The 15,811-nt window shown below is 63.1% G+C and carries 18 protein-coding genes and 1 tRNA gene; 11 read left to right on the forward strand and 8 right to left on the reverse strand.

All coding sequences use genetic code 11. The features are described 5' to 3' along the window. Positions 1-29 precede the first annotated feature (29 nt). Positions 30-725, reverse strand: a complete 696-nt coding sequence (gene lexA, locus IWX81_RS01825; RefSeq protein WP_199279569.1) for a transcriptional repressor LexA — start codon at positions 723-725, stop codon at positions 30-32. A gap of 317 nt (positions 726-1,042) precedes the next feature. On the opposite strand from lexA, the gene IWX81_RS01830 reads away from it, so the two are divergent. The 6 genes from IWX81_RS01830 to IWX81_RS01855 are packed head-to-tail and all read left to right on the forward strand — an operon-like array spanning position 1,043 to position 5,294. After that, positions 1,043-1,402 (forward strand): LysM peptidoglycan-binding domain-containing protein, encoded by a 360-nt coding sequence (locus IWX81_RS01830; protein ID WP_199279570.1) that lies wholly within the window; start codon positions 1,043-1,045, stop codon positions 1,400-1,402. Between the two features lie 40 nt (positions 1,403-1,442). Next, positions 1,443-2,558 carry a histidinol-phosphate transaminase gene (locus tag IWX81_RS01835; RefSeq protein ID WP_199279571.1) on the forward strand — a complete coding sequence of 372 codons (1,116 nt, stop codon included), beginning with the start codon at positions 1,443-1,445 and terminating at the stop codon, positions 2,556-2,558. Then, entirely contained in the window at positions 2,555-3,160 is a 606-nt protein-coding gene (gene hisB, locus IWX81_RS01840) for an imidazoleglycerol-phosphate dehydratase HisB (RefSeq protein ID WP_199279572.1), read from the forward strand. Before IWX81_RS01835 ends, hisB begins: the two co-directional genes overlap by 4 nt. Next, on the forward strand, positions 3,117-3,794 hold the full coding sequence (gene hisH / locus IWX81_RS01845; RefSeq protein ID WP_199279573.1) for an imidazole glycerol phosphate synthase subunit HisH: 678 nt from the start codon (positions 3,117-3,119) through the stop codon (positions 3,792-3,794). The genes hisB and hisH overlap by 44 nt, the downstream gene beginning before the upstream one ends. After that, positions 3,791-4,540 carry a bifunctional 1-(5-phosphoribosyl)-5-((5-phosphoribosylamino)methylideneamino)imidazole-4-carboxamide isomerase/phosphoribosylanthranilate isomerase PriA gene (priA, locus tag IWX81_RS01850; protein ID WP_199279574.1) on the forward strand — a complete coding sequence of 250 codons (750 nt, stop codon included), beginning with the start codon at positions 3,791-3,793 and terminating at the stop codon, positions 4,538-4,540. Before hisH ends, priA begins: the two co-directional genes overlap by 4 nt. Before the next feature lie 4 nt (positions 4,541-4,544). Continuing rightward, entirely contained in the window at positions 4,545-5,294 is a 750-nt protein-coding gene (locus IWX81_RS01855; RefSeq protein ID WP_334592676.1) for an SseB family protein, read from the forward strand. Between the two features lie 5 nt (positions 5,295-5,299). Here IWX81_RS01855 and IWX81_RS01860 read toward each other — a convergent pair whose 3' ends face one another. Beyond that, positions 5,300-6,835 (reverse strand): MDR family MFS transporter, encoded by a 1,536-nt coding sequence (locus tag IWX81_RS01860; protein WP_199279576.1) that lies wholly within the window; start codon positions 6,833-6,835, stop codon positions 5,300-5,302. Positions 6,836-6,954: 119 nt separating this feature from the next. On the opposite strand from IWX81_RS01860, the gene IWX81_RS01865 reads away from it, so the two are divergent. The 3 genes from IWX81_RS01865 (at position 6,955) to IWX81_RS01875 (ending at position 8,736) form a co-directional block, all read left to right on the forward strand. After that, positions 6,955-7,028 (forward strand) — tRNA-Pro (locus tag IWX81_RS01865). Between the two features lie 613 nt (positions 7,029-7,641). Continuing rightward, entirely contained in the window at positions 7,642-8,211 is a 570-nt protein-coding gene (locus IWX81_RS01870; protein WP_199279577.1) for a TetR-like C-terminal domain-containing protein, read from the forward strand. A gap of 33 nt (positions 8,212-8,244) precedes the next feature. Then, positions 8,245-8,736, forward strand: a complete 492-nt coding sequence (locus IWX81_RS01875) for an FBP domain-containing protein (RefSeq protein ID WP_199279578.1) — start codon at positions 8,245-8,247, stop codon at positions 8,734-8,736. Positions 8,737-8,842: 106 nt separating this feature from the next. Here the strand turns inward: IWX81_RS01875 and IWX81_RS01880 are convergent, their stop codons facing one another. Genes IWX81_RS01880 through IWX81_RS01890 form a run of 3 tightly spaced genes read right to left on the reverse strand, consistent with a single transcriptional unit; the run spans position 8,843 to position 10,838 of the window. Next, complete coding sequence (locus IWX81_RS01880; protein ID WP_199279579.1) at positions 8,843-9,460, reverse strand: response regulator transcription factor; 618 nt, start codon at positions 9,458-9,460, stop codon at positions 8,843-8,845. Beyond that, entirely contained in the window at positions 9,457-10,533 is a 1,077-nt protein-coding gene (locus IWX81_RS01885) for a sensor histidine kinase (RefSeq protein WP_334592681.1), read from the reverse strand. Before IWX81_RS01885 ends, IWX81_RS01880 begins: the two co-directional genes overlap by 4 nt. Before the next feature lie 59 nt (positions 10,534-10,592). Then, on the reverse strand, positions 10,593-10,838 hold the full coding sequence (locus IWX81_RS01890) for a hypothetical protein (RefSeq protein WP_199279581.1): 246 nt from the start codon (positions 10,836-10,838) through the stop codon (positions 10,593-10,595). Between the two features lie 111 nt (positions 10,839-10,949). Here IWX81_RS01890 and IWX81_RS01895 point away from each other — a divergent pair, with 111 nt between their 5' ends. Then, positions 10,950-11,609 carry a stage II sporulation protein M gene (locus tag IWX81_RS01895; RefSeq protein WP_199279582.1) on the forward strand — a complete coding sequence of 220 codons (660 nt, stop codon included), beginning with the start codon at positions 10,950-10,952 and terminating at the stop codon, positions 11,607-11,609. Between the two features lie 199 nt (positions 11,610-11,808). Here the strand turns inward: IWX81_RS01895 and IWX81_RS01900 are convergent, their stop codons facing one another. Beyond that, positions 11,809-12,375: a TetR/AcrR family transcriptional regulator gene (locus IWX81_RS01900; protein ID WP_199279583.1), complete on the reverse strand. Its 567-nt coding sequence runs from the start codon at positions 12,373-12,375 to the stop codon at positions 11,809-11,811. 143 nt (positions 12,376-12,518) lie between these two features. On the opposite strand from IWX81_RS01900, the gene IWX81_RS01905 reads away from it, so the two are divergent. Then, positions 12,519-13,481, forward strand: a complete 963-nt coding sequence (locus IWX81_RS01905) for an NADP-dependent oxidoreductase (RefSeq protein WP_334592686.1) — start codon at positions 12,519-12,521, stop codon at positions 13,479-13,481. A gap of 370 nt (positions 13,482-13,851) precedes the next feature. On the opposite strand, the gene IWX81_RS01910 is transcribed toward IWX81_RS01905, so the two are convergent. Together IWX81_RS01910 and IWX81_RS01915 are read right to left on the reverse strand one after the other, a co-directional pair. Further along, on the reverse strand, positions 13,852-14,322 hold the full coding sequence (locus IWX81_RS01910; protein ID WP_199279584.1) for a serine hydrolase: 471 nt from the start codon (positions 14,320-14,322) through the stop codon (positions 13,852-13,854). A 333-nt stretch (positions 14,323-14,655) separates the two neighbouring features. Then, positions 14,656-15,657, reverse strand: a complete 1,002-nt coding sequence (locus IWX81_RS01915; protein WP_199279585.1) for a CPBP family intramembrane glutamic endopeptidase — start codon at positions 15,655-15,657, stop codon at positions 14,656-14,658. Between the last annotated feature and the right edge of the window lie 154 nt (positions 15,658-15,811).

The raw sequence follows: 15,811 nt of genomic DNA on the forward strand, positions 1-15,811 counted from the left end.
CGACGGGGCTGTGGTGGGAGGTGCTGTCGCTAAAGGGAACGCAGTACGGTGACGACCTTGCCGAGCACCTGTGCATGGTCGCCGAGGATCGGCTCGAAGTTGGAGTTGCGAGGCAGAAGCCAGGTGTGGCCGTCACGCTGCCGGAAGACCTTGACTGTGGCTTCGTCATCCAGCATCGCCGCAACGATGTCTCCGTTCTCCGCGGTGTTCTGCTGGCGCACGACGACCCAGTCGCCGTCGCAGATGGCGGCATCGATCATCGACTCTCCCACGACCTTGAGCATGAACAACTCGCCCTTGCCGGTGAGCTGGCGAGGGAGGGGGAATACCTCGTCGATGTGCTGCTCTGCCGTGATGGGGATACCGGCAGCGATGCGGCCCACGAGGGGCACCATGACGGCGTCGCCGATGGAGACCGTGTTCTCTGGAGTGACATCTCCCGTTCCCTCCAGGGCGGGAAGGTCGATCAGAACCTCCATCGCTCTCGGACGGTTTGGGTCGCGACGGAGGTAGCCGCTCAGTTCGAGCTGGTTGAGCTGGTGGGTGACGCTCGAGAGAGACGCGAGGCCGACGGCGTCGCCGATCTCCCGCATGCTCGGCGGGTAGCCGCGGCCGGAGACTGAACGCTGGATGACGTCGAGGATGGCGAGCTGCTTGTCGCTCAGACTCTTGCGCCGACGAGTACCGCCAGCAGCCTTATCTGAGCCGTGTGTGTCAGCGACCATGATCTCCCCATTTCCCTGAGCAACCGACTGAATGTCGGTGGCTCATTCGAAACTGTATCCGCACTAAGACGCTAAAACAAACACCTGTTCTAGTGTTTCGCATCGAATCCCGTCTCAATGTCAGTGGCATGTTCGAAAATTCACTTGATATACGAGTAATTCGAATGTATGTTCGGAACAGATCTTCTAGCACAGTTGGGAAACTCGATACAGCACGGCCTGACTGCTTCGGCAGTTCTGGCCCACGACAGATCACGCGCTTCGTATCCGGCACTCCCGGCCGAGTGCCGGATACGAAATCTTGTAAGGAGCACATCATGAGCACCGCAATCAACACACTCTCTACGACCGCCTTCACCCCGGCACCGCGCCTTCGCATCACCAAGCGCGGTCGCTCACTGCTGACGGTTGTCGTTGCGGCGCCCCTGGTTATCACGGCACTGCTGTTCGCCCTCAACGGGGGAGAGGCGACCGCATCGCTCGGCGGCTCAGACGTTCCCTTCGACTACGTCACAGTGGCATCCGGGGAAACCCTCTGGCAGCTCGCCGGTGAGCTCGCTCCCACGGCCGACCCGCGAGAGGTCATCGACCAGATCGTGCAGCTCAACCAGCTGGAGTCGTCTGACGTGTTCGCCGGCCAGGAGCTGGCGATCCCGGCTCAGTACGCCCAGCAGTAGCCAGAAAGAGGCGGTGCCCGAACGGCCATAGGCTTGAGGGGTGACCAGTCTTTCCGACCTCCCGATCCGTGATGACCTGCGGGGACTCAGCCCCTACGGCGCTCCGCAGGAAAATGTCCCGATCCAGCTGAACGTCAACGAGAACACCCACGCGATTCCTGAGGATGTCGCCACCGACATCGTCCGAGCGCTCGCGCTGGCCGTCATGGGCGTGAACCGCTACCCGGACCGAGAGTTCACCGAGCTCAGGGACGCTCTGGCGACCTACCTCGGGCACGGTCTCACCCGGGACAACATCTGGGCAGCCAACGGGTCGAACGAGGTGCTGCAGCAGACCCTGCAGGCTTTCGGCGGACCGGGGCGCAGCGTGCTCGGCTTCCCGCCCACCTATTCGATGCACTCGATCATTGCCAACGCGACGGGCACCCGCTGGGTGACGGCGCAGCGCGATGCGGATTACGCCATCTCCCCAGAGACGGTGGTGGCCGCAATCCAGCGGGAGCAGCCCGACATAGTATTCCTGTGCTCGCCCAACAATCCCACGGGAACCGCACTGGGGCTCGAGACCATCGTCGCCGCGTACGACGCCTTCGACGGCATCCTGCTCGTCGATGAGGCCTATGCAGAGTTCGCCGAGGGGGAAACTGCCCTGAGCCTGCTCGAGGGGCGGCCGAGGCTGCTCGTCTCGCGCACGATGAGCAAGGCGTTCGCCTTCGCGGGGGCACGACTTGGATACCTCGCGGCGGATCCGGCCGTGACCGATGCGCTCCGGCTTGTGAGGCTTCCGTACCACCTGTCTGCCCTTACTCAGGCGGCTTCGGTTGCTGCGCTGTCACACGCGCCGGCCATGCTCGCCATGGTCGACGACATCAAGGCCCAGCGGGACAGGATCATCGCGGCGCTGCCCGCCCTCGGCTACACCCCGTTGCCGAGCGAGTCGAACTTCGTCATGTTCGGGGGAGTGGCTGACCCGAACGCGACGTTTGAGGCGCTGTTCGAGCAGGGCATCCTGATTCGCGACGTGGGGATCCCGCACCACCTGCGGGTCTCGGCCGGCACAGAGCAGGAGACTGAAATCTTCCTCGATGCCCTCACCAGCCTCGTCGGGCACTCGACGCAGCCCTCGCCCGGCTCGATCGGTAAGATCGAAGGATGACTGCACACCGCACGGCCAGCCTGAGCCGGTCGACGAGTGAGTCCAGCATCGAGCTGAGCATCGACCTCGACGGCACGGGCACATCGTCCATCAATTCCGGCGTGCCGTTCTTCGACCACATGCTGACCGCGCTGTCGAAGCACTCACTCATCGACCTGGGTGTCTCGGCCACCGGCGACACCCACATCGACGTTCACCATTCCGTCGAAGACATCGGGATCACGTTCGGAACGGCGCTGAAGCAGGCGCTCGGGGATAAGGCGGGGATCTCCCGCTTCGGTGACGCTCTCGTTCCCCTCGATGAAGCGCTCGTGCAGGCCGTCGTCGATATCTCGGGCCGTCCCTATCTCGTCCACACCGGTGAGCCTGTCGGGTTCGAGCACCACCTGATCGGCGGGCACTTCACCGGTTCGATGGTGCGCCACGTCTTCGAGGCGATCGCCTTCAACGCCGGGCTGACTGTGCACATCACGGTGCTGGGTGGCCGTGATCCGCACCACATCGCCGAAGCGGAGTTCAAGGCATTCGCACGGGCGCTGCGCATCGCCATCGAGCCGGATGCCCGTGTCAGCGGCATCCCGTCGACCAAGGGTGCGCTCTGAGGTGACCAGTCCATCCGTCGTCATCCTCGACTACGGCTCCGGTAACGTCCATTCGGCCGCGAAGGCGCTCGAACTGGCAGGAGCCAGGGTCACGTTGAGTGCCGACCGTTCTGTGGCGGAAGCCGCGGACGGTCTGCTGGTGCCCGGAGTCGGAGCGTTCGAGGCCGTCGCCCGTCAGCTCGCCACGGTGCGCGGTGGTGCCATTGTCGAAAAGCGCCTCACCGGCAGCCGGCCCGTTCTCGGTATCTGCGTGGGCATGCAGGTGCTGTTCGAGCACGGCGTCGAGCGCGGTAACGACACCCCGGGGCTCGGTGAGTGGCCCGGTGTGGTGATCGAGCTGGATGCCCCGATCCTGCCCCATATGGGCTGGAACACCGTGGAGAGTCCCGACGACACCCGCCTGTTTGCCGGGATCCGGGATGAGCGCTTTTACTTCGTTCACTCGTATGCCGCCCAGGAGTGGACGCTCGAGGTGCACGACCCGTTCCCCCAACCGAGGATCACATGGGCCCGCCACGGCGGCAGGTTTATCGCCGCTGTGGAGAATGGCCCGCTGACCGCAACCCAGTTCCACCCGGAGAAGTCCGGTGAGGCTGGAATCCGACTTCTGAAGAATTGGCTGGAAACCCTATGAGTGAGTTCGCAAAGAGCCCGGCGCTGGTATTGCTGCCGGCCGTCGACGTCGCCGGAGGTAAGGCCGTCCGGCTGACCCAGGGCGAGGCCGGCAGTGAGACGAGCTACGGCAGCCCGGTGGATGCCGCCCAGGAATGGGTCGACCAGGGCGCCGAGTGGATCCACCTCGTGGATCTCGACGCCGCCTTCGGCCGGGGCAACAATCACGCCGTGATCCGCAAGGTCATCAAGAACACCCCGCGCAAGGTCAATATCGAGCTGTCGGGGGGAATCAGGGATGACGCGAGCCTCGAAGCTGCCCTCGCGACGGGTGCCAAGCGCATCAACCTCGGCACGGCAGCGCTCGAGAATCCCGAGTGGGCCGCGCACGTCATCGCCGAGTACGGCGAGGCTATCGCTGTCGGTCTCGACGTGCGGGGGACGACCCTTGCTGCTCGCGGCTGGACGCAGGAGGGTGGCGACCTCTGGACGGTATTCGATCGTCTCGAGCAGGCCGGCTGCTGCCGCTATGTGCTGACCGACGTCACAAAGGACGGGACCCTGAAGGGCCCAAACATCGAGCTGCTGCGGGAGGTTGCCGAGCGCACCGATCGGCCCGTGATTGCTTCGGGTGGTATTGCCACTCTGGACGACATCGTCGAACTCCGCGAGCTCGTGCCGCATGGAGTCGAAGGCGCGATCGTGGGCAAGGCGCTGTACGCGAAGGCCTTCACTCTCGCGCAGGCGATCGACGTCGCATCCAACTAGTCCTGTGAGCGATTCGGCGGGGGTGCCGTGGGCCGGCCGCAGTTTCGGTCACAGCCCCGGTTCTGACGACGACGGTTCTGCGCCGGAGCACCTCGTGGAGGCCATCCGGCGCTTCCATGCGGGTGACGCTGGAGAGGCCAATGTCGTCGATGCCCTGCGCGACGCGCGACTGCTGATCCCGTTGGTCGCGGTGGCGGGGGAGCTCGGCACCAACGATCACGGTCATGCTGTGGACAAGAGCCAGGAGCTGTCGATCGTGACGGTCATGGGCCCGGACGGGCGCAGTGTGCTGCCCGCATTCACGTCGGTTGCGGCTATGTCGGCCTGGAACCCGAAGGCCCGGCCCGTCCCGGCGACGGCATCACGCGTGGCCCTGGCAGCAGCGAGCGAGAATACGGATCTCGTCGTGCTCGACCCGACGAGTGCCACAGAGTTCGCGGTGCGACGACCGGCCCTCTGGGCACTCGCCCAATCCACGTCCTGGCTTCCCAGCTATCTCGACACCGAGGTGCTGTCGGCGTTCATGGATGCCGCGGAGCCGGAGCCCGCGGTGGCAGCGGTGCAGCTCGCCCCCGGTGACCCCGGGGCTAGGCTCGCCGGGCCCGAGTTGATCGTGCAGTTGTCACTCCAGCCGGGCCTGGACCAGCGGGCCCTCGACGACGTGGTGGCCCGCCTGCAGCAGCGTTGGGCCGGGAACGACCTCATCGCTGCGCGGGTGGATTCACTCGCTCTCCAGCTCGTCAGCGTGCGCTAACCGCCTCAGTGACCTGCGGGCGCCCCGGTGGGTGCCATCGAGGTGTCGGGCCTCGGCACGAAGAACGCTGCGACGACAGCGAGAAGCGACAGGATCGCTCCGGCCATGAAGGCCGAGTGCACTCCGCTGGCCAGCGCCGTGGTCTCGGCCACGCCGTTGCTCGTGGCAGCCACGGTCCCGATCGTGTAGAGCGCAATGAACAATGCCGTTCCGGCCGCGCCCGCAAGCTGCTGCACGGTGCTGACCGTGGCGCTTCCTGCTGCATAGAGGTATGGCTTCAGCGAGCCGAGCGACGTGGTGAACAGCGGTGTGAAGGTGAACGCGAGCCCGAGACTGAGCGCCAGGTAGGCCACGATCACGAGCTGCCACGGGGTGTTCTCGGTGAGCATGGTGAAACTCCACAACGCTGCGCTCACCACGATCGTGCCCGGCACGAGCAGAGGTCGAGGGCCGAACCTGTCGAACAGCCGCCCGACGACAGGTCCCATGAGACCCATGAGCGCGCTGCCGGGGAGCAGGATAAGGCCGGTCTGCACGGGTTCGAGCAGCAGGACATCCTGAAGGTAGATCGGCAACAGGATGATCGTGCCGAATAGGGCGCCCATCAGGATCACCATGAGCGCGATCGAGACGGCGAAGCCGCGCGACGTGAACGTGCGCAGGTCGAGGAACGCGCGATCGCCGCGCTGCAGCACCAGCTGGCGCAGGATGAACAACCCGAGTGCCACGACTCCGACCGTGATAGGAATCCACGGTGCGACGACCACGTTGCCGGCGGCAGCTTCACCGAGGCTGCTCAGCCCGTAGATCAGCCCACCGAACGCGAAGGCCGACAGGACGACCGAGAGGGAATCCAGCGGCACCTTGCGTGGCTCTGTCACGTTCTGCACGCGGGCAGCTCCGAGAGCGAGTGCGCCGATCGCGATGGGCAGCACGAGGATGAAGATGAACCGCCAGTCGAACACGCTGAGGATGAGGCCGGAGACTGTCGGGCCGACGGCGGGCGCCACCGAGATGACGACGGAGATGTTGCCCATGGTGCGGCCGCGCGACTGCGGCGGCACGAGCGTCATGACGGTGGTCATCAGCAGCGGCATCATGATCGCCGTGCCGCTGGCCTGAACGATGCGCCCGGCCAGCAGGATCTCGAAACCAGGCGCGATGGCGGCGATGGCCGTTCCGACGGTGAACAGGCTCATGGCGAGGACGAAGACGGTGCGGGTGTTGAGTCGCTGCATCAGGAAGCCGGTGGTCGGGATCACGACGGCCATGGTGAGCATGAACGCCGTGGACAGCCACTGCGCGGTGCTCGCGGTGATGTTGAGGTCATCCATCAGCCGAGGGATGGCGACACCGATGATCGTCTCATTCAGGATGACGACGAATGTCGCGACCAGCATGAGGTTGATGACGACCCTATTGCGTCGGGTGTGGTCGGGTGCGTCGCCCGGCGTGACGTTCCCTGGCGTGAAGTTCTCGGTGGTGGTCGCGCTGTCGGTCACAGAAATCCTGTCGGTCGGTGTGGAGAGTGTCGCGGGCATCCCGGCCGGCTCGGAAGTGTGGGTCGTGAACAATGTGCACTGCGCGTGCGACATTTCGTCACCGGGCCCGTGATGAATTTCTCAGGGCCCCGGAACAGGCTAAGCTATTCGAGTTGTCACGGGCTGTAGCGCAGCTTGGTAGCGCACCTGACTGGGGGTCAGGGGGTCGCAGGTTCAAATCCTGTCAGCCCGACAATGTGCCCCGGATTTCTCACGAAGTCCGGGGCTTTTTCTTTGGGCTTTTCGGGGACGATCTGCAAATCCAACGTTTACCCAACATTGTGAATTCCCCAGCATGGGAAGAACTGAATCGCCCTGGCATTCGTTTCGTCTGATCCTTTGTGAGGATGGAATCGTGACGCGATCTGCCCCATGGTTTGGTTACCCGCGGGGACTCTCGGCCTGATCTTCATACCAAGTCGGGCAACCGAACGGAAGGGCACGTCGAACTGTCACCAATCAGTGCAGCAGTCCCGAATGGCGCTGGACTCTCGGCCTGACTGCCCGTCGGGGTTGGTCGAGTGCCAGGATCCCTATAAGACGTCGGACGTGGGCCGGGAAACGCTTCCCAAGCTGGTCTGGCAAGCGCACGTCGACGACGCACGGACGTTCGCGACTCGTAATCCCGGAGACGGCCGGCGGATTGTCAAGGCGAGAACAGCTCCACAGCGGCCTTGATGTCCGAAGGTCTTGCGCGCAACACCCGGGTCCAGTCGCGGCGACTCTCCGTCTTCTAGGCCGAAGCTGTTGACTAGGACTCCTAGGTTAAACTAGGGTAGTTCTAGGAAACGACGAAGGGAAGAGCAATGGCACGTGCAGGACTCACTCCGGCTCGCATCATCGCTGCTGCCGCAGAACTGGCTGACGCGACCGGATTCGACAGTGTGTCGATGTCGGCCGTCGCTCGGCATTTCGACGTCAAAGATGCCAGCCTCTACGCGCACGTGCGCAGCCTTCAGGAACTGCGGTCCGGGGTGGCGGTGCTCTCGTTGGCGGAACTCGCGGACCAGGTCGGTGCCGCTCTCGCCGGGCGAGCCGGACGCGACGCCTTGCTCGCGTTTGCGAACGCGTACCGCTCATACGCGATGGATCATCCCGGGCGCTACGCGTCCACCCAAATGACCCTGGAGCCCGACGTCGCCGAAAAGAGTGCCGCCCGCCGCCATGCGGAGATGACGCGAGCCATCCTGCGCGGCTACGCACTGAGCGAACCGGACGAGACGGACGCCGTGCGCCTGCTGCACGCCACCTTCCACGGCTATGTCCTGCTGGAACGAAGCGGAGGGTTCAGCCATGGCACACGCTCCGCTGCTGCCTCGTGGGAGAGCGCTCTGAATACCTTGCACTTCGCGCTCAGTCACTGGCCTTCTAACTGAAACGACCCTCAATCAAGAAAGGTCCCCACTACTGTGAAACAACTCACCGCAGATGACGTTCGCGCATCGTTCATCAATACCTCCGTTCGGGAGCGAAAAGCCGTCACACTTCCAGCCAACTTCACCACCCTCGTCTGGGCAGACCTCGACTACCTCGGATGGATCGATCCCAAGCTTCCTACGGTGGGGTACGTCGTCAGCCATCTCGAGGATGGCCTGACCGGGATTATGCTTCGGCAGTCCGATGGTCGTACGCGTTCTCGCCCCCAATGTTCGTGGTGCGAAGACGTCACCCTGCCCAACGATGTGCACTATTTCACTGCTCGACGAGCAGGGCCCGCAGGACGAGCCGGCAACACGGTGGCGACGCTGGTCTGTGCCAACTTCGAGTGCTCCGCCAATGTGCGCAAGCTTCCTCCACTGGCCTACACCGGGTTCGATCGGGAAGCAGCGCGAGGCAAGCGCATCGAAACGCTGGAACTGCGTTCGGGGAGATTCGTCGCAGAAGTACGCCACACGGCCTGATCCTCAGTAACGCTACGGGAGCACCGGTGGAGACGATGGCTCGTCCGGACTGACCGGTTTCGGCCCTGGTGGCGCAACCGCTCCTATCGGTCACGTAATGAGAACCTCACAACCAACCGCGATCGCGGGCTGCCCTCGCGGCGTCGTGCCGGGTCGTCGTCGCGGTCTTCTGCGTGGCGTCAGAGAGGTAATTTCGAACAGTGCCAGACGCGAGGTGCAGTCGTCGAGCGATTTCCTTGACTGAGTACCCCTCGCGTGTCTCCCGCAGCACATCGGCTTCGCGCTCTGTCAGGGGAGAGTCGTCGACGACTGAGGCCTCGAGAACATCGTGCGCGATCCAGCGGTCACCGTCGTTGACTTTGCGGATGACTTCGGCGATCTCCTCCGGGTCGGAGCTCTTGCTCATGAAACCCAGCACCCCGAGTTTGAGCGCTCGCCGGAGCACGCCCCGTCGAGCATGCCGTGTAAGCATCAGCACGCGTTGCTCGGGATTCCTGGACAGAATCGACTCGACGGCTTCCAGGCCGTCCATCTCCGGCATCTCGAGGTCGATGACGAGTACGTCTGGACGGTAATGAAGCGTGGCTGTCATGGCCTCATAGCCGTTCTCTGCCTGCGCCACGACGTCGATAGTCCCGTCAAGCGTGAGGACCGCCGAAAGCGCCGTCCGCAAAAGCAGCTCGTCATCGGCCACAATGATCCTGATCGGATTCCCCTTGGTCATTGTCCGTCCTCGATCTCCGTAGTTCTGCTCGCCGGGTCGATCCAAGCAAAAACGACAAACGTACCCAGGGATCGTTCGACACGGAGAGCGCCTCCCGTGCCCTCCACCCGGTCCCGCAGTCGAGCAAGTCCCCTCAGCGTGAAGTCGCCCGTATCAGCGGCGCCGTCGTTGGTGATCTTTACAGACCTCGCCGAGGCGCTGATCGTGACGAAGGTAGGACGCGCGTGGCGAAGCAGGTTGGTGGTGGCTTCCCGCAGGACCTGTGCCAACAGGGGATAGGCGGCGCTCCCGCTCCCGTTGTCGAAAGTCACCTCGACAACCACGCCGACCGCCTCGACGAGCCTCTTGGTGTTCTCGAGCTCGGCTACCAGATTGAGCTCATAGCGAGCATATGTCAGCGCTCTCGTCGCCTCGATGGTCTCATCGACGAGACGACGGATCTCGCTGAATTCCGCATCGGCTCGGTCGGGATCGATGTGCACCACGCGTCGGCCCAACGCAGCCTTCAGCTTGATGACATGAAGCGAGTGGCCCTGAATGTCGTGAAGATCCCCAGCGAATCGCACTCGCTCGCGGATGACAGCAAGCTCTGCCTCTGTCTCCTGCGCACGTTCCAGCCGCCGGACCACCTGCCAGGCCTGTTCGCTGAGGAGGATCACCGCGACGATAAAGAGCGTGCCGACCGCTGGAAGCGCAAGGTACTGGGCGGCGAGCGCCCAACTGGCGGGGTGGAAGAGAAAGGAGCTTGCCCCGATTGCCGAGCCCGACACCGCGAACGCGGAGATCCACAACCGCCATCGTCGTGTCCGCGCGAGCAGGAGCGCGCCAACAAGCGCCATGGGTACGAAACCGATCGGGCTCGAGGCCGTCACCGCTCCCATGATCCACGCCGCTGTGGTGAACATGAGTGCAAGGATCGCCTGGCGCGGGTACCCGTCCAAGCTCCACTTGCGCACCAGAGCAAGGGTGACCACGAATCCCAAGGCGACGAGTGCAGCATCCAACCAGGATGTTGCGGTGAGCACGATACCGACAATGCTCAGAGGCGCAATCGCTATTACTGCGGTGACCATCGCCACCCTGCGCATCCGCGTGATGCTCGGTGCCTCGTCCTTCGCGTGGTCGTCGATGGTCAGCTCCGATTCTCGGCTTCCTGCTGCTTGATCGCGCGACCGACGGGGCGTTTCGTGATCATCGCCGCGATGCCGAGCCCAAGAGCGACATACTGCAGCGCCGAGTTCTGAATGAATCCTTCCACGATATTCGCCGGAAGCGTCATGAAGAGACCGAAGTCGAAATAGAAGTAGCCGACGTAGGCAAGGAAGACGGTCACACCGAGGACAATGATCGCGCTGAGCGCAAGATCGAAGATTTTCATGAACTCCACGATCCCGCCTGCGCAGTGTCGACGGTAGTGACGCCGTGTCACATCATTGAGATGACATCTCGCCACTGCAGGCGCGTCGAAATCTGAGCTGTGATGGGTTACATGACATCTCTACCCATCACTAAGGCCCCCGCCCGTTTACCGTTGTGGCGGCGCCCCTTCGCAATCATCCGCGAAAACAAACGTGCCTACCTCATCATCAACGTCGCCAGCTACGGGCTGGCGATCATCGGTTTCCTGATCGGGCTCGCGTTTCCTGCGCTCAGCGCGGAGAAAGTCACGTCCTTGGAAGACGACGGGACAGCCGAGCTCGTGGGTCAGCTTCTCAACACCCCGCCGCTCTTTGCACTGATAATCCTCTGCGTCAACGTCTTCCGGCTCAGCCTGCTGACCATCGTGCTGCCATCGCTCGTCGTGCCGTTCGCCGGGCTGGCGCTCTTCGCGTACTGGGCAGTCCAGATAGGCATAACACTCGCCCCGGCCACCCCCGACGGGTGGGTGTCGCTCATCCCTCATTCTCTGACCTTCGTCATCGAACTCCAGGCCTATGTGCTTTTTGCTCTCGGTGCCTACCTCATCGGGAGAAGTTGGTTGTTCCCGCGCAGCGTCGGAACGCAGAATCGTCGCAAGGGCTACCTTCAGGGTGTGAAGCAGATTGGTCTTGTGGCGCTCCCCGCGTTGGTGCTGCTCATCATCGGTGCGACGTGGGAGGCGTACTCGATTCGGTACTTCGTATACCCCCTCCAACAGCTGCTGCTGTAGTTTTCCTCCGACGTTTCACCGCGACCGGGAACGAGCCGCGGTGAAACGTCGTCACTATCCGTGCATGACCGTAGTCCAGATGACGGTGCCGGTGACTCGGCGGAGGCTGTGCCTTCGCTGAGCCGGCTGCGGAGGCAAGGCACAACCACTCCTCGAGTGGGGAGTTCTTCGGTGAAGTGGACGGGAAGATGACGAGGGCTTAGGTGGCGCCAAGACCGCGCAGCGCGAGCTCGACGAAACGTGCCGAGGCGCGTACTTCGTTCCCCGGCGAGTGAGCGATCACTCCCGCGTTCCCCTTGAGTATGGCGAGTACGTCGCCCACAGTGACGTCCGGACGCAGCATCCCGGTAGTGGTCGCGTGCTGGGCGATAGAAGTGAACATCGAGGCGATGTGTCCTGCGGGGTCCGTCATAGTCGCGGCGCTCACGCTTTCTGCGATAGCGCCCGCAAGCCCTGGATGCAGAGCCTGATGGGCCGCGCACGTGCGGATCGAGGTGGTGAAGGCCTCCCAGGGGTCGCCTGCTGGAGCAGCGTCGGTAGCTGCTTCCTGCATGCCTGAGAGCTCCTCAGCGATGATTTCGCGAAGGAGGTGTTCCTTCGTAGGGAAACGGCGCTGCGCAGTAGCGAATCCGACACCAGCGCGCCGCGAGATTTCGGCCATCGAGACGTCAATTCCGTCGCTGGCAAAGGCAGCGCGCCCAGCATCCAGAATCAACTGACGGTTGTGCGCTGCGTCTGCTCGCAATCGACGTTCGGCAACAGTCATGGCATGCCCTTTCTCTTCAGCGCCATTGCGATCGGGTGATAAACGTAAGTGGTTAGCTATCTCCAGTTACATGCTATCGTCTGCAAGTGGAGATCCCGCACCACTTAGTGGTCACATGAAGCAAGGAGCACGCCATCGCGAGCATGCAGGCAGTCCTGTTCAATCGGTACGGCAACCCAGAGGAACTTCACCAGGGGACTCTTCAGATGCCGGAGGCGCGAGCAGGAGAAGTCCTGGTGCGGGTCGACGCCGTCTCGGTCAACGGCGCGGACCTGTTATTTCGGTCGGGCAAGTTAGGCCTTCTCTCCGGCGGTCGTTTTCCGAAGCGATTAGGAATCGATTTCGCCGGAACGCTCATCGCCTCAGGTCCCGGAGCTGATCTTGGCGGACTGACCGTCGGCGACCAGGTTTGGGGGATCGTCGATGAGAGGGGAGGGCCCCGCTCGCTTGCTGAGTTCCTGAGTGTTCCCGCGATCCAGATCGCGCGGGCACCGAACAATCTGACTTCGGAGGAAGCGGTCACGCTCCTCGCTGGCGGCACGACCGCCCATACCGGTCTCGTGGAAAAAGCCGACGCGCGGCGCGGTGAGCGAGTTCTTGTGCGAGGTGCTGCAGGTGGCGTGGGCAGCGTGGCCGTGCAGCTCGCGAAGATGCTCGGGACACACGTGACGGCACTCGCGGGTGAATCCAGCCAAGACTTCGTGAGGGGGTTGGGAGCTGACACCGTGTTCGACTACCGCGTAACGCCGCGTGGGGAATTGGGCCTGTACGACGTTATTTTCGATACGCACGGGAGTGACCTGCTCGCGTTTCGCCGCCTACTGGCGCCGGGGGGAAGGATGGTATCGATCGCGTTCGACAAGGAGGCACCGCTACGCAGCCTCGCGACTATTGCAGCCAGCGCTGTTTTCGGCACTGGACGCATCCGTTTCTTCAGGGGCAAGCCTGACCGGCGCGACTTCCAGCGGCTCACCGCACAGGTCGAGCGGGGAGAGATCCGCTCCGTGCTCGATCGTGTTTTTCCGCTGGCCCGTTCCGCGGACGCACATGCCGCACTTGAAACCCACGGCGTACACGGGAAAGTGGTTATCTCGATCTGGGAGTAAGCCGCAGCGGGATCCCATACGGGGCGTATGGCGTGACATGAGCGCCGCGAGAACGCCGCCACCGATAGTCGACGTTTGCTCTGTGGTTGCCATATGGTTCCGAGTTGTCGCCTGAACGTTGCGCTATCCGGGCTCTTAGTGGCGGGTTTCATCGTGAGGATGCTTTTGCCAGACCTGAGCGCTGAGCAGGTAAACAGGCTAGAGGCGAGTAGGAAAAGCGGTGCGAGGCACCGAGCAACTTGCGAGTCATCTGGGCACCGGTTCTCGCGGGCTGCTGCCATCGTCGCGAGCGTCAATCTCACCGTCTCCGCGACGAGGGCGTCATCGCATGCCACGTCAGGGTCGTTTCGAGTGGTGAAGACCGTAATGATCAACGGCATGCCGTCCGGGGGATCACGACGGCGACATCGTTGCGGATCGCGCCGGCGCCTCCCGATTGATCGGCGACTCCCCAACCCTCCGGCGCCCCGGCATGAATCAGGGTGTCCCCGGTAGCATTTCCCGTCATCCAGTCGATGAGGGGGGAACGATTGCCGTCATCCAGAATCTCGCCCGAGACGATTTGCTTCAGGGTCTTTGTGGAGGCTCGCGGAGTCGACGTGACGGCAGTATTGTCGGTCGTGACCGTGTTCGAAACGGGCTCGTTGTCGACGACGTCGGTCACGTGGTCGCCGTACCTTTCGAGGACATTCGCCTCAGGCCAGGTAATGACATGGTGCAGTTGCTCGGGCGTCAACTGGTCGAGCAGGGCTGCTGCGGCCAGCGTTGTGAGAGTCGATGCCTGGCCGAAGCGACTGTCGCCTTGGTAGTCCAGGGTCGAGTCGTCAGCGGTATCGGTCACGCTGAACCCGATCCAAGCGTCGTATCGGTCCTCCAGTTCGCCTAGTGCGGTCTGCGCTGCTGAGTCCGCCGGTTTCGTGGCGTTCCGCGAAGGTATGCCTGATGACGCGGTCGGCTCGCTCGCGGTGCACCCGGAGGATGCGACCATCGGTAGCGATCCGAGGCTGGTCGTCGTCTACCGTTTGTTCTGGGTGGCCATATTTGTTGTTCTGGGTGGCCAGAACTGCCTTCTCACTCCGTGTTGCGTCAGAGCCGGAGCGCTCAGGCGTGCACTTCGGCCAGGCGGTTCGCTGTCCTAGCTTTCCCCGGGGACCCGGCCAGTGCAGTGTTGACCTCAAAGATGTAAGGCTACGTTGGGGTCAACTTGGCCAGCAGACGCAGGAACCTTGGTCCCATTCGAGCTGCGCTTCCTGCGCTCGATCAGCCACACCATGCCTACCGCTGCGACGTTCATCACCATCAGGATGGCTAGCGACGCTCCAGGGCCGGAGCCGGAAGCGCGGTCAACTACGGTCGCGTCATTACCCGCGAAAAGGGCGTTGAGGATGCTCACAACGAGGTTGTTCGAGACGTGGAACGCCATCGCGGCTTCGAGCCCGCCGCTGATCAGGCCCATGGACACCGTGCAAGCCGTGAAGACGAACATGTAGCTGACAAACCACGGGTCGAATGACACATGGACGAGGGCGAACAACGCCCCCGACAGGATGATCCCAAGGAGAATCGCGGGTCGCACACTGCGAAACCATGAGCCGGCAGCCGGAACGACTGCCCCCCGGAACGCGACTTCCTCGCCAGCGGCCTGCAAGGGAGTGGCCACCAGGGTCACGAGAATGATGACAATCGTGGTGGCTCCAACCTCGAAGTTGACCCAACCTGTCGACTGGGGAGCGATGAGGGCAGTGGCGATAACGCTGAGTCCGACCGGCACCGCTGAAACAGCGAAATAGAGTCCTAGACGCCGCCAATCGAACTTGCGGCCGTGGCTAAAGACGCTCCGCCACGGAATCTTTGCCAACCGGGCAACCAGCACCGTTGCGATAAGCGCCGTGATGGCAGTGCTGATTCCAGACGCAAGTAATGTCAACGGCGTAAGTCGAGGCATCAGCGGATCCGCAGGACCTTCGATCATTGCGACAGCGTGGAAAACGAGGACCTGCACTACCAGCAACAACAGAGGCACGGCAATGAGAACGATGAGGGACTTCCACCGGGGGAGGCGAAAGTGGACCCCGAAAGGTCGGTCGGCAAGGGCGGGGCGAAGCGGGTTGGTCATATCGGTCTCCTGAAAGAAATTGTGATCGCGCCGGTGGACAGCGCGCATCTTGTCTGTCACGAGTGCACACCATGTCCCTACAACATGGTCAAGCCAAGAATCTCGCTGCCAGCGGAACACAGCACCCCTCCTGCAAAAATCCGGACCCACGAGATCACGGGAGACTTCACACATCGCGTCTTCATTTCGTCACATGCAGTCCGAACCGTCCGGT

The organism is Salinibacterium sp. CAN_S4, assembly GCF_015752305.1.
In the GTDB taxonomy this organism is placed as follows: domain Bacteria; phylum Actinomycetota; class Actinomycetes; order Actinomycetales; family Microbacteriaceae; genus Rhodoglobus.